General features: G+C 42.3%; 13 protein-coding genes. All 13 read left to right on the forward strand.

Annotation, left to right across the window (positions count from 1 at the left end):
- Positions 1–172 precede the first annotated feature (172 nt).
- Positions 173–625, forward strand: coding sequence for a type II 3-dehydroquinate dehydratase (aroQ, locus tag HHO47_RS13580; protein ID WP_169020779.1), 453 nt, complete (start codon positions 173–175; stop codon positions 623–625).
- A 33-nt stretch (positions 626–658) separates the two neighbouring features.
- Positions 659–1,123 (forward strand): acetyl-CoA carboxylase biotin carboxyl carrier protein, encoded by a 465-nt coding sequence (gene accB / locus HHO47_RS13585; protein WP_169020780.1) that lies wholly within the window; start codon positions 659–661, stop codon positions 1,121–1,123.
- A gap of 26 nt (positions 1,124–1,149) precedes the next feature.
- Entirely contained in the window at positions 1,150–2,490 is a 1,341-nt protein-coding gene (gene accC / locus HHO47_RS13590) for an acetyl-CoA carboxylase biotin carboxylase subunit (protein ID WP_149980493.1), read from the forward strand.
- Between the two features lie 127 nt (positions 2,491–2,617).
- Entirely contained in the window at positions 2,618–3,091 is a 474-nt protein-coding gene (tsaE, locus tag HHO47_RS13595; RefSeq protein WP_169020781.1) for a tRNA (adenosine(37)-N6)-threonylcarbamoyltransferase complex ATPase subunit type 1 TsaE, read from the forward strand.
- Positions 3,092–3,121: 30 nt separating this feature from the next.
- Positions 3,122–4,465: an N-acetylmuramoyl-L-alanine amidase gene (locus HHO47_RS13600; protein ID WP_169020782.1), complete on the forward strand. Its 1,344-nt coding sequence runs from the start codon at positions 3,122–3,124 to the stop codon at positions 4,463–4,465.
- Between the two features lie 16 nt (positions 4,466–4,481).
- The gene (gene mutL / locus HHO47_RS13605; RefSeq protein WP_169020783.1) at positions 4,482–6,317 is read left to right on the forward strand and encodes a DNA mismatch repair endonuclease MutL; all 1,836 of its coding nucleotides are present in this window, start codon (positions 4,482–4,484) and stop codon (positions 6,315–6,317) included.
- A 10-nt stretch (positions 6,318–6,327) separates the two neighbouring features.
- Positions 6,328–7,245 carry a tRNA (adenosine(37)-N6)-dimethylallyltransferase MiaA gene (miaA, locus tag HHO47_RS13610; protein ID WP_169020784.1) on the forward strand — a complete coding sequence of 306 codons (918 nt, stop codon included), beginning with the start codon at positions 6,328–6,330 and terminating at the stop codon, positions 7,243–7,245.
- Between the two features lie 79 nt (positions 7,246–7,324).
- On the forward strand, positions 7,325–7,588 hold the full coding sequence (gene hfq / locus HHO47_RS13615) for an RNA chaperone Hfq (protein ID WP_064668197.1): 264 nt from the start codon (positions 7,325–7,327) through the stop codon (positions 7,586–7,588).
- Positions 7,589–7,604: 16 nt separating this feature from the next.
- On the forward strand, positions 7,605–8,888 hold the full coding sequence (gene hflX, locus HHO47_RS13620; protein WP_169020785.1) for a ribosome rescue GTPase HflX: 1,284 nt from the start codon (positions 7,605–7,607) through the stop codon (positions 8,886–8,888).
- A gap of 106 nt (positions 8,889–8,994) precedes the next feature.
- Positions 8,995–10,161, forward strand: coding sequence for an FtsH protease activity modulator HflK (hflK, locus tag HHO47_RS13625; RefSeq protein ID WP_169020786.1), 1,167 nt, complete (start codon positions 8,995–8,997; stop codon positions 10,159–10,161).
- Positions 10,162–10,166: 5 nt separating this feature from the next.
- A complete protein-coding gene (gene hflC / locus HHO47_RS13630; protein WP_169020787.1) occupies positions 10,167–11,045 on the forward strand; it encodes a protease modulator HflC in 879 nt (292 codons plus the stop codon).
- A gap of 216 nt (positions 11,046–11,261) precedes the next feature.
- A complete protein-coding gene (locus HHO47_RS13635) occupies positions 11,262–12,575 on the forward strand; it encodes an adenylosuccinate synthase (RefSeq protein ID WP_169020788.1) in 1,314 nt (437 codons plus the stop codon).
- A gap of 114 nt (positions 12,576–12,689) precedes the next feature.
- Entirely contained in the window at positions 12,690–13,313 is a 624-nt protein-coding gene (locus HHO47_RS13640) for a tetratricopeptide repeat protein (protein ID WP_169020789.1), read from the forward strand.
- Positions 13,314–13,370: the final 57 nt, after the last annotated feature.

A 13,370-nucleotide genomic window follows, 5' to 3' on the forward strand; every position in this document is an offset into this window, starting at 1 on the left:
TTTGTGGTGGCTACTAGTGATTAGACCAGTATTTTGCTGCTATTTACATCGAACTGGCTATAATAGGTGGTTAACGTGAGAAATACTTGCTATTTTAGTTTTTTCCTCTACATTTTCCAGAGAGGTCTAATCAAAATGGCTTAACTCATTATTTATAGGATTATCGCGTATTATGGCTGCAAAATTTAAACTTTTAGTTATAAATGGCCCTAACTTAAACATGCTGGGTAGGCGTGAACCAGAAAAATACGGTTTACAAACACTGAGTGAGATTATGAGCGAACTAACTGAGTTTGCGCATGGTCTAGATGTTGAACTAACGCATTTTCAAAGTAATAGTGAACAAGCTTTAATTGAGCACATACATAGTGCATGGCAGGTCATTGATTACATTATTATCAACCCAGCGGCATTTACGCATACAAGCGTGGCTTTACGTGATGCGTTACTGGCTGTTGATATCCCGTTTTATGAAGTGCACTTAACTAATGTGCACACGCGGGAAGCGTTCCGTCATCATTCATATTTTTCTGATGTGGCGCAGGGCGTGATATGTGGATTAGGCGCAATGGGTTATCGCGTAGCACTTGAAGCTGCGGTCAATCGGTTGCAAAACTCGAATTAATTTTAAACTAACAAACTAACAGGCGGGTCGTTCATGGATATTCGCAAGATCAAAAAACTAATTGAACTAGTTGAAGAATCAGGTATTGCTGAATTAGAAATCACTGAAGGTGAAGAATCAGTACGTATCAATCGTAATAATATGAGTGCAGGTCCTGCTTACGCTCCTCATTATGCACCACAGTATGCTCCAGCACCGGCTCCAGCAGCGACTTCAGCAGCGATTCCTGCAGCGGCCTCTGAAGCAGCAGCGCCAGCAGCAACTGGTCATCAAGTATTATCGCCAATGGTTGGGTCTTTCTATGCAGCAGCTTCTCCTGAAGCACCGGCATATGTAGAAGTGGGCACGCAAGTAAAAGTAGGTGACACACTTTGTATCATCGAAGCGATGAAAATGATGAACCAAATTGAGTCAGATAAAGCAGGCACAGTGAAAGCGATTTTAGTTGAAAATGGCGAGCCAGTAGAATTTGATCAACCTTTATTCATTATTGAATAATAGCGTAACCTAAAAGGCCAACTCTAATGTTAGATAAAGTAGTCATTGCAAACCGAGGTGAAATTGCACTTCGTATATTGCGCGCCTGCAAAGAGCTTGGGATCAAAACGGTTGCTGTGCATTCAACGGCGGATCGCGATCTTAAGCATGTATTGCTTGCAGATGAAACAATTTGTATTGGTAGACCTTCTGCCACTGAAAGTTACTTAGACATTCCGCGTATTATTGCGGCAGCTGAAGTAACCGATGCAGTTGCTATCCACCCGGGTTATGGTTTCCTTGCTGAAAACGCTGATTTTGCTGATCAAGTTGAACAAAGTGGTTTTGTGTTTATTGGTCCGCGCGGCGACACGATTCGTCTAATGGGCGATAAAGTATCTGCAATTGAAGCAATGCGTAAAGCTGGCGTACCATGTGTACCAGGTTCAGATGGTCCAGTATCTGATGATAAAGACCGCAACATGCAAATCGCTAAACGTATCGGTTACCCGGTGATCATTAAAGCCGCTGGTGGCGGTGGTGGTCGTGGTATGCGCGTTGTTCGCAGTGAAGCGGAGTTAATTGACTCAATCGCTTTAACGCAACAAGAAGCAAAGCAGTTCTTTGGTAACAGCATGGTTTACATGGAAAAGTTCCTTGAAAACCCTCGTCATATCGAAGTTCAAGTATTGGCTGATGGGCAAGGTAATGCTGTTCACTTAGGTGAGCGTGATTGCTCTATGCAACGTCGTCATCAAAAAGTGGTCGAAGAAGCGCCAGCACCAGGTATTACTGCTGAAGTGCGTAAGTTTATCGGTGAGCGTTGTACACGTGCATGTATCGAAATCGGTTATCGTGGTGCGGGTACATTTGAATTCTTATACGAAAATGGTGAGTTCTATTTCATTGAAATGAATACTCGTATTCAGGTTGAACATCCAGTGACAGAAATGGTTACCGGTGTTGATTTGATCAAAGAGCAGTTAAAAATTGCAGCGGGCCAACCTCTATCATTCACGCAAGACGATGTGGTTATTCGTGGTCATGCAATTGAGTGTCGTATTAATGCTGAAGACCCTGAAACGTTTATTCCGTCACCGGGTAAGATTACCCGTTTTCATCCAGCTGGTGGTTTAGGTATTCGTTGGGACAGCCATATTTATGCTGACTATACAGTGCCACCACACTATGATTCAATGATCGGTAAATTAATTACTTACGGTGAAAACCGTAATGTAGCAATTGCCCGAGCACGTAACGCATTGAATGAACTTGTGATTGACGGTATTAAAACTAATACGCCATTACATAAGCGCATTTTAGCGGATGAAAACTTCCAAAATGGTGGCACTAACATCCACTATCTTGAGAAAAAATTAGGTCTATAATCCTAATTACAAAAAAACCGGCAACTTTGCCGGTTTTTTTGTGTCTATAAGTGTCGATTCTCGCCTTAGCAAAATAATCTGGTATGATTAACAAGTTATCGTTTTTAATACTATCCATGAGGTTAGAATGACGCACTGTGTTGGTTTTCAACTCGCTGATGAAGCGGCAACGGTTCAAATGGGCAATCAACTTGCTATGCTAATGGAGCAAGGTGCAGTTATTTACTTACACGGTGATTTAGGTGCGGGTAAAACCACTTTAACCCGTGGTGTTATCCAAGGGTTTGGTCATCAAGGTAAAGTTAAGAGCCCAACTTATACGCTGGTGGAGCCTTATGAGTTGACAACGGCCAATGTTTATCATTTTGATTTATATCGTTTAGGTGACCCAGAAGAATTAGAATACATGGGTATTCGAGATTATTTTTCGCCAACAGCTATTTGTGTGGTGGAATGGCCTGAAAAAGGCGGCGAGTTTATCCCAGCACCAGACTTAGATATTACTTTACGCTATGTCGGCGATGCACGAGCAGTTGAGATCCAAAGTATTAGCCCGCGTGGTCACAGTATCGTGGATAAACTAAAAAATCATAGTGAATAATAACAAATAATAAAGAGTGTGAAGATACCGATGAGTCGAGCTGTCATAACGTGGATGGGTGCTTTTTTGCTGTTAGCAATCAGTGCTAACCTCTATGCACAAAATACTATTAATAGTGTACGGGTTTGGCCATCGCCAGATAGTACACGGGTAGTATTCGACTTAACGGATAAGCCGGATTTCAGTTATTTTATGCTAAAAAATCCACTGCGTTTAGTGGTTGATTTAGAAAATACAGATAAAATAAAAGACCTACCGACTATTCCTAGCAAGCATCAAATAGTCAGTAAACTACGTTACTCGAAAGCGAAAACCAGTAAAGGAGTGCGGTTTGTGTTTGAGTTAACAGGGCCTGTTAAACCGGTGATTTTTGCGTTAGCACCAACCGGACCTTACAAGAATCGCCTCGTTGTTGATTTGTATGACAAAAATCAAGCTGAGTCAGTAGTTGCCACGAGTAATACAGCGGTTAAAAAGCGAGAGCTTAATCAACAACGTGATATTGTGATTGCTATTGATGCTGGCCACGGTGGCGAGGATCCTGGCTCCATTGGTCCATCAGGCACCTATGAAAAAACCATAACTTTACAGATTGCCAAACGCCTAGAGCGGATGATTGATGCCGAGCGTGGGATGATTTCGCGTATGGTTCGCAGCGGTGATTACTTTGTCAAACTTAATACAAGAACGAGTCGAGCAAGACAAAAAAAAGCTGACTTTTTAGTGTCAATTCATGCGGATGCATTTACTAGTCCACAACCAAATGGTGCCTCTGTTTGGGTGTTATCACTACGTCGTGCTAATTCAGAAATAGGTAAATGGATAGAAGATAAAGAAAAACATTCAGAGCTACTTGGTGGTGCTGCTGGAGTGATTAAAGATACTGCCAGTGAAAAGTACTTGGCGCAGGCGCTGTTGGATATGTCGATGGATCATTCGATGAAAACCGGTTTCAGCGTTGCTGAAGGCATGGTTCAAGAGCTTAAAAAGGTCGCTAAGTTACATAAAAAAGAGCCACAAGCGGCTAGCCTGGCGGTATTAAAGTCACCAGATATTCCATCTATTTTGGTCGAAACTGGGTTTATTTCGAACCCACGAGAAGAACGACTATTGAAAAGTGCTAATCACCAAGAGCGCTTAGCGAAAGCAATTTTTACTTCTATCAAAAGTTATTATCTTAAAAATCCTCCTGATGATTCGCTGTTTGCGTCGTTAAAATCGCAATACCCTACTAAACATAAAGTTCGCCCTGGTGAGTCGTTAAGTTTGTTGGCTAATCGTTATGGAGTATCGGTAAGTAAGCTCAAACAAGTTAATCAATTAAAATCTAATACCTTGTTTATTGGTCAAGAGTTAGACATTCCGCAAAGTTAAAATCGTTAGGAACAGTATGAGCATTGAAATATTACCCGCGCGATTAGCTAACCAAATTGCTGCGGGCGAAGTGGTTGAAAGACCGGCATCGGTCGTCAAAGAGCTCGTAGAAAACAGCTTAGATGCGGGTGCAACTCGGATCCAAATTGATATCGAACGCGGTGGTCACAAACTGATCCGCATTCGTGATAACGGCTCAGGCATTGATAAAGACGAGCTCACGTTGGCGCTTTCTCGTCATGCTACTAGTAAATTAAAGTCCCTTGATGATTTAGAGAATATTTGTTCTTTGGGCTTTCGCGGCGAAGCATTGGCGTCCATTAGTTCGGTATCGCGTTTGACGCTTAGCTCAAAAACCAAACAGCAAGAGGCGGCTTGGCAAGCATTTGCGCAGGGGCGAGATATGGCGGTGCAGATTAAACCCACTGCTCACCCTGACGGCACCACCATTGAAGTTAAAGACTTATTTTTTAATACGCCCGCTAGACGTAAATTTTTACGCACCGAAAAAACCGAATTTACTCACATCGATGAGTTGATAAAGCGTATTGCCCTGAGCCGTTTTGATGTGTCAATTACCCTCACCCATAACGATAAAGTAGTGCGTCAATATCGTGCTAAAATCGAGCCTGCACAGGCTATTGCTCGGGTCGCTCAGGTTGCAGGTAAAGCTTTTGCTGAGCAGGGAGTGTATATTGAGTCAGGCGATACAGGCTTGCAGCTACATGGCTGGGTGCTACCGGTCGGATCGAGTAATACTACGCAATATACCTATGTAAATAATCGTATGATGCGCGATAAGCTTATTTCTCATGCTATTCGTCAAGCGTTCGAAGAAGTCGCAGGCCAAGAAGAGCTACCGGGCTTTGTTATTTATATCGACATTGATCCGCGTCAAGTTGATGTAAACGTGCACCCTGCGAAACACGAAGTACGTTTTCATCAGGGTCGCTTAGTGCATGACTTTATCTTGCAAGCGATTAAACAAGTGGTAGTGCCATTACAAGATGGGTTTGCTGGTATTAATCAGCATGTTGATTCGCAACATAACAATGTTAAAGCAACACTCGCTCACTCCAGCAATACTGCTGGCAGCTTGTTTGATTATCCTAAGTCGCACTTACAACCAGCGGAGCAAGTTCGCTACAGTGCTAATCCTGCGCCTAGTGGTGGTGGATATGCAGGTTCAAGCGAGCGAAGCAAGCAAGCGAGCCGGACAAATCATCAAGATGTGAGTGCGTTTTATCAAGGAGTCAATGAGCAACATGCCAGCCATTTTGATCAACCCAGTAGCGTTACTCAAGAAGTAGCACCACCGTTGCCTACACAAAGCGCACAGCCGTTGCTGGTACAAAGTGATGGTGGTTGTGTGTTTAGCCAACAGCAGCAATTGTATTGCTCGCACTTTAAATATTTATTAGTGGATGATTGGCTTGAGCTTATTGCTGAGCAAGGCAGCTTAGAAGGCAAAGCCTTACTATTGCCTGTGCGGGTTAATATCAGTAAAGAAGACAGCCAAAGCTTAACACAGCAACAATCATGGTTTACCTTGCTGGGCTTTGAGTTATTGATTGAAAAGCAATTTATAATGGTTAAAAAGTTGCCACAGAGTTTGTATCTGCTTGAGGTGAACCAAGTCGTAGATGCGTTATTAAAAGCCACTCAGGCTGAGCTTAATAGTGTGGAACAATGGCTAAACTGGCAGCTTAGCCAAGTGCCCGAGCGCTTTTTTGCCAGCCAAGCTTTTACCTTGGCGGTCACGCGAATGCAAAATAATCCGCAAACAATCCAGCGCTTATCTGCAAAAGCAGTTAAAATAGATTTAAGTTATTTTTTAGCACAGTTAGATTAAGGTTATCGAGTTGAGAAATTTACCGGTCATTTTTTTAATGGGCCCAACAGCAGCAGGCAAAACTGCATTAGCAATCGCCTTATGCCAACATTTAAAAACTGAAATAATCAGCGTCGATTCAGCCTTAGTGTATAAAGATATGAACATAGGCACAGCAAAACCTGAACAACATGAGTTAGCGCTTGCGCCACATCATTTAATTGACCTAATCGACCCGAGTGAAAGTTACTCAGTAGCTGATTTTCGTCGTGATGCAGTTGAAAAGATTGACCAATTTCACCAACAGGGTAAAGTGCCTGTATTAGTTGGTGGAACAATGATGTACTTTAAAGCATTAATCGATGGGTTATCGCCATTACCAGAAGCATGCCAGGTAATACGAGCAGAGCTCGAGCAACAAGCCAAGCAGCATGGTTGGCCGGCACTTTATAAAGAGCTTGAAAAAATTGATCCACAAGCGGCGCAAAAAATGAGCGAGAATGATTCGCAACGCATTAACCGCGCCCTTGAAGTTTACCGATTAACCGGTAGAACAATGACTGAATTACAAAAAAGTAAGCAGCCGAGTTTACCGTATACTTTTCATCAATTTGCTATTGCGCCTGAAGATCGCGCTGATTTACACCAGCGAATTGAACAAAGGTTTAAAATAATGCTTGAGCAGGGGTTTGAAAATGAAGTTTTATCCCTATATCAACGTAAGGATTTACACCCTAACTTACCTTCCATTCGTTGCGTGGGTTATAGACAAATGTGGGATTACATTGCCGGCGAGATTGATTACGATGAAATGGTCTTTCGCGGTATTGCAGCAACACGACAGCTTGCTAAGCGTCAATTGACGTGGCTAAGAGGTTGGCCCGATGTAACGTGGTTAACAACGGGTGATGAAGAAAACTTGCAACACGTTGTAAGTTCGCTAAGCTAGTAGTAGTTGAAATTTTTTAGCTTTGTTAAATGAGTTCAGCCACTTAATTATAATAACACCTAGAACGAAGGAAAATAACATGGCAAAAGGCCAATCGTTACAAGACCCATTTTTGAATGCGCTACGTCGTGAGCGTATTCCAGTATCAATCTTTTTGGTTAATGGCATCAAACTACAAGGTAAGATCCAGTCATTTGATCAATTTGTTATTTTACTAGAAAACACCGTGAATCAAATGGTGTATAAACATGCGATTTCTACCGTAGTTCCTGCTCGTGCTGTTAACTTCCAAGGTATTCAAGGAAGTGAAGACGGTGAAGAGCCTGAAGCTGGAAATTTTTAAATTAGGAGCATAATGTTTGTTTGACCGTTATGAAGCCGGCGAACAGGCAGTCTTAGTTCATATCGACTTTCCAAAAGAAGGGGATCGTGAAGATCTTCATGAATTAGAAATGTTGGTATCTTCTGCTGGTGTTAGCAGTTTGGCGGTTGTGCAAGGCAGCCGTCAAGCACCACATCCGAAACTATTCGTCGGTACCGGAAAGGCTGAAGAAATTGCTGAGATTGTTAAAATCCACAACGCAGATGTCGTCATTTTTAATCATCAACTCAGACCATCACAAGAACGCAATTTAGAGCGCGTTTGCCAATGTCGTGTGCTTGATAGAACGACGCTTATTCTTGATATTTTTGCCCAGCGTGCACGTACTCATGAAGGTAAGTTGCAGGTTGAGCTAGCACAATTGCGTCATATGTCGACGCGTTTGATCCGAGGCTGGACGCATCTTGAACGCCAAAAAGGCGGGATCGGTTTGCGCGGGCCAGGTGAAACTCAGCTAGAAACAGATAGACGTTTATTACGAGTTCGTATTCAAAGTATTCGCGCACGGTTAGAAAAAGTGGCAGTGCAGCGTGAGCAAGGTAGACGTGCTCGTAACCGTAATGAAATTCCTACGGTGTCGTTGGTAGGGTATACCAATGCGGGTAAGTCGACGCTATTTAATCGTATTACTAATTCTAATGTGTATGCTGCTGATCAACTGTTCGCGACGCTTGATCCAACCTTACGTAAACTCGAAATAGAAGACGTTGGTTCGATAATTTTAGCCGATACCGTTGGCTTTATTCGTCATTTACCGCATGACTTAGTTGCCGCATTTAAAGCGACGCTAACTGAAACTCGCGAAGCTGATTTACAACTTCATGTGGTCGATGTTGCAGATCATCGTCGTAAAGAGAATATTGAACAGGTACAATCGGTCCTTAAAGAAATAGAAGCTGATGAAGTGCCGCAATTGCTGGTTTACAACAAAATTGATGCGCTCGAAGATATTGAACCACGGATTGACCGTGACGATGAAGGCCTGCCTATTAGGGTATGGTTGTCGGCACACAGTGGCGCAGGGTGTGAATTATTGTCTGAAGCTATCAGCGAGCTGTTAGCAAAGAAAATGTTTGTTCATACGCTTAAATTAGCTCCACAATATGGTCGTTTACGTGCTGCGTTGTTCAATTTAAATGCTGTGCATCAAGAAGACTTTGATGAACAGGGACATTGGTTACTTGCTACGCGACTACCTATGGTAGAATGGAATCGCTTAAAAAAAGAGTTTGGTCCTGAAATCGACGCTTTTATTTCGTAATTCGAAAAAACTACCGCACAATGTCATTTTTAGTATGAGAACTGCGGTATTTTTGTTAGATTTAACGTAATTACCTAAATTATTTAGATAACAATGGAGTATAGCTATGGCCTGGAATGAACCGGGTAATAATGGCAATGATAAAGATCCGTGGAACAAAAAAGGCGGACGTGATCAAGGCCCACCTGACTTAGACGAGGTGTTTCGCAAATTCAGCAGCAAGTTTGGTGGCTTATTTGGCGGTAAAAAATCCGGCAATGGCGGCGGCGGACTTGGTGGAGCTGGTCTTTCATTTGTACTGATCATTGCTGCAATTGTATGGGCATTGAGCGGTATTTATACCGTGAAAGAAGCAGAACGCGGCATCGTTTTACATTTTGGTCAATTTGACCGCATTGCAGATCCAGGTCTGCGTTGGAAGATGACCTTTATTGAAACGGTAATTCCGGTTGATATTGAAGCAGTTCGCTCATTATCGACATCTGGTTTTATGCTCACTGAAGATGAGAACGTGGTAAGCGTTGAGTTTCAGGTGCAATACCGGGTTATTGACCCTTTCCTATATAAATTTAGCGTAACTAACGCGGATTCTAGCTTAGAAGAAGCGCTAGAAAGTGCATTACGTTATGTTGTTGGTCATTCAAAAATGGACCAAGTATTAACGAATGGCCGTGAGGTTGTGCGTCAAAATACATGGGATGAACTGAATCAAATCGTCGAACCGTATAACTTAGGTTTGATTGTAACAGACGTTAACTTTAAAGATTCGCGCCCACCGGCTGAAGTTAAGGATGCGTTTGATGATGCTATTTCCGCACAAGAAGATGAACAACGTTTTATTCGTGAAGCTGAAGCATACGCGCGTGAAATTGAACCGCGTGCTCGTGGTCAAGTTACCCGTATGACACAAGAAGCTGAAGGTTACGGCGAGCGCATTATTTTAGAAGCTCAAGGTGAAGTTGCGCGTTTTGAAAAGCTATTACCTGAATATCAGGCTGCTAAGCGTGTAACTCGTGAACGTTTATATATCGATGCTATGGAAGAGGTGCTAGGAAATAGCTCAAAAGTGTTAGTCGATGTTAAAGGCGGTAATAATATGATGTATTTACCACTTGATAAAATCATGGATAAGCAAGGGAACGCAACCCGTGTTGCATTACCTAGTTCGAGTGATATTAACGACTTACGTAATAAAGTTAATACATCGCGCAATAGCACTTTGAACTCAAGTTCAGACCGCTTTGGTGCTGATCGCTTTAACGACGGGAGATAAGCGCAATGAAAAACTTTAGTTTAGTTATATTATTAGCGGCCGTTGTGTTGTCGTTTTCGTCAGTGTTCGTAGTGCCTGAAGGGCAAAAAGCAATTGTTATGCTTTTCAGTAAAGTGCAAAAAGACAGTGATGATAAAGCAATTGTTTTTGGCCCTGGCTTACAATTCAAAGTACCTTTCTTTAGCCAAGTACGCCGTATTGATGCGCGTATTCAGACGTTAGATGGTACGCCAGATCGTTTTGTTACTAGCGAGAAAAAAGACTTAATCGTTGATTCTTACGTTAAATGGCGTGTTAGTGATTTTAGTGCTTTTTACTTACGTGCTCGTGGTGATAAACAATACGCCGAAGCGCTACTCAAGCAAAAAGTAAATAATGGTCTACGTACTAACTTTGGTTCACGTACTATCCGTGAGATTGTTTCGGGTGAACGTAGCGAGTTAATGGAAGAAGCATTAGTTCAAGCTTCTGAAAGTGCGCAAGAGCTAGGTATTGAAGTACTTGATGTACGTGTTAAGCAAATCAACTTACCGTCAGAAGTGAGTAATTCAATTTACCAACGTATGCGTGCAGAGCGTACTGCTGTTGCTAAAGAGCATCGTTCTGAAGGTCAAGAAAAAGCCGAAACTATCCGCGCTGATATTGACCGTCGCGTCACAGTAATGTTGGCTGATGCTGAGCGTAATGCCCGTACTGTTCGCGGTGAAGGCGATGCAAAAGCTGCGGCTATTTATGCTAATGCGTATAATAAAGATGCTGAATTCTTTGGTTTTGTACGCTCATTAGAGGCCTATAAAAAGACCTTCAAAGACAAGCAAGACGTAATGGTATTATCACCAGACAGTGACTTCTTTAGATATATGAAAGGTGCTGCGGCACAGTAATCTTTTCTAAATTTAGCACAAATCTAAACCCTGTGTATGCAGGGTTTTTCTTTTAGTAAGATGAGTTTTTATGAGTAACTTAATGTTATTCAACCAGTTAATTTTTATTGCAAAGGTCGTTGTGGGGCTGCGCAGAAAAAATAACCTAAACGGGGGTGATCTTTTCCCTCATTATCTGGTAAAATCTCGTCCTAATTTTTTCTAAGTGAATTTACAATGGGTAAAAACGTTGTTGTATTAGGCACCCAATGGGGTGACGAAGGTAAGGGTAAGGTAGTTGACCTCCTTACAGACAAAGCATCTTTAGTAGTTCGTTACCAAGGTGGCCATAACGCTGGTCATACACTGGTAATTGAAGGTGAAAAGACGGTTTTACACCTTATTCCATCGGGTGTATTACGTGACAATGTTAAGTGTGTGATTGGTAATGGTGTTGTTGTTTCACCAGAAGCGCTAATGAAAGAGATTGGCATGCTTGAAGAACGTGGCGTACCAGTACGTGAACGTTTATTGATCAGTGAAGCATGTCCGCTTATTTTGCCTTTCCACATCGCATTAGATGTAGCTCGTGAAAAAGCACGTGGTAATAAAGCGATTGGTACAACAGGTCGTGGTATTGGTCCAGCGTATGAAGATAAAGTTGCTCGTCGCGGTTTACGTATCGGTGACTTATTCAACCCTGAACTATTCGCAGCAAAACTGAAAGAAGTACTGGAATATCATAACTTCACGTTAGTTAACTACTACAAAGTAGATGCGGTAGACTTCCAGCAGACGCTTGATGATGCAATGGCTGTTGCAGATATCCTGAAAGCAATGGTTGTGGACGTAACTGAGTTACTTGATCAAACGCGTTTAGCGGGTGACAATATCTTGTTTGAAGGCGCGCAAGGTACATTACTTGATATCGATCACGGTACTTATCCATATGTAACATCTTCAAATACTACTGCTGGTGGCGTTGCTACAGGTGCTGGCTTTGGTCCGTTAAACCTTGATTATGTACTAGGTATTATCAAAGCTTACACCACACGTGTTGGTTCTGGTCCTTTCCCTACCGAGCTTTACGACGGTTTAGAAAAACAAGACCCAGTTGGCAAGCACTTGGGTACTGTCGGTCATGAGTTTGGTGCAACGACTGGTCGCTTACGTCGTACCGGTTGGTTAGATGCTGTGGCAATGCGCCGTGCGGTACAAATTAACTCTATCTCAGGTTTTTGTTTAACTAAACTAGACGTGTTAGATGGTTTAGAAACACTAAAAATCTGTACTGGTTACCAGCTAGAAGATGGCACTATCACTAATGTGACGCCACTTGCTGCTGAAGGTTATGAGAAAGTAACGCCAGTCTATGAAGAAATGCCTGGTTGGACTGAAAATACAGTGGGTGTTACCACTGTTGAGCAGCTACCAAAAGCGGCGCTTGATTACATCAAACGCATTGAAGAAATCACCGGCGTACCTGTTGATATTATTTCTACAGGTCCTGACCGTGTAGAAACTATGGTTTTACGTAGCCCGTTTGCATAATCACTCATAGAACTAAAAAGCTGCCATGTGCAGCTTTTTTTGTGTCTTTATTTCAATATGGAACGATCTTTGTATAAACTTTAGCAAGATGGTTTTTAATTTAAAGTGACCTAAATGCGTTTGTTAACTTGTTTATCATTAGTGCCGTTATCGTTTTTGCTGGCAAGCCACGTCAAGTCTGAAGAGACCATAGCAGCCGTGCCACTATATACAGAAACTGAGCTGTTAGCGTTAATTAATAAGAATACACATTTAGCACGCGTTAAAGCAGATGATTGCCAGTTAGTACAGGATATTGAGGCACGAGCCAATAAAATGGCACTGCCATCGTATCAATTTTTATATGGCGATATGCTGGCTTATGCGGTGTGTGTTGATCGCAATGTGGAGTTAGGTGTGTACTACATGCGCCAAGCCGCTCAGCAAGGCTTAGCGGTGGCATTAGAGCAACTTGGACGTTACTATGATACTGGGCGTTTAGTGCAAAAAGATAAAGCACTGGCTGTAACCTATCTGCGTGAAGCCTCATCACAAGGTAATTTAAAAGCACAATTGCGGTTAGTTAATTTATTTAATCAAGGCTATGGCAGTCCACGTGATTACGAAGACGCATATCGTTGGTTATTTCATAGTATGGTTGCAGATAAAGCAACCCATAAAAAGATTGAACGCTCGCTAGCCCAATTGGCGCAAAAAATGCCCGATAGTGTAGTAGCACGTGCGCGCTTGCCATTGTAGGGTTGAGTTGCTTAGTTAGCGAGTTAGAAAGGGTAAGGTTAGTGAGTTGAAAGTAAA

Origin of the sequence: Pseudoalteromonas arctica (genome assembly GCF_012927645.1) — a bacterium.
Taxonomy (GTDB): domain Bacteria; phylum Pseudomonadota; class Gammaproteobacteria; order Enterobacterales; family Alteromonadaceae; genus Pseudoalteromonas; species Pseudoalteromonas arctica_A.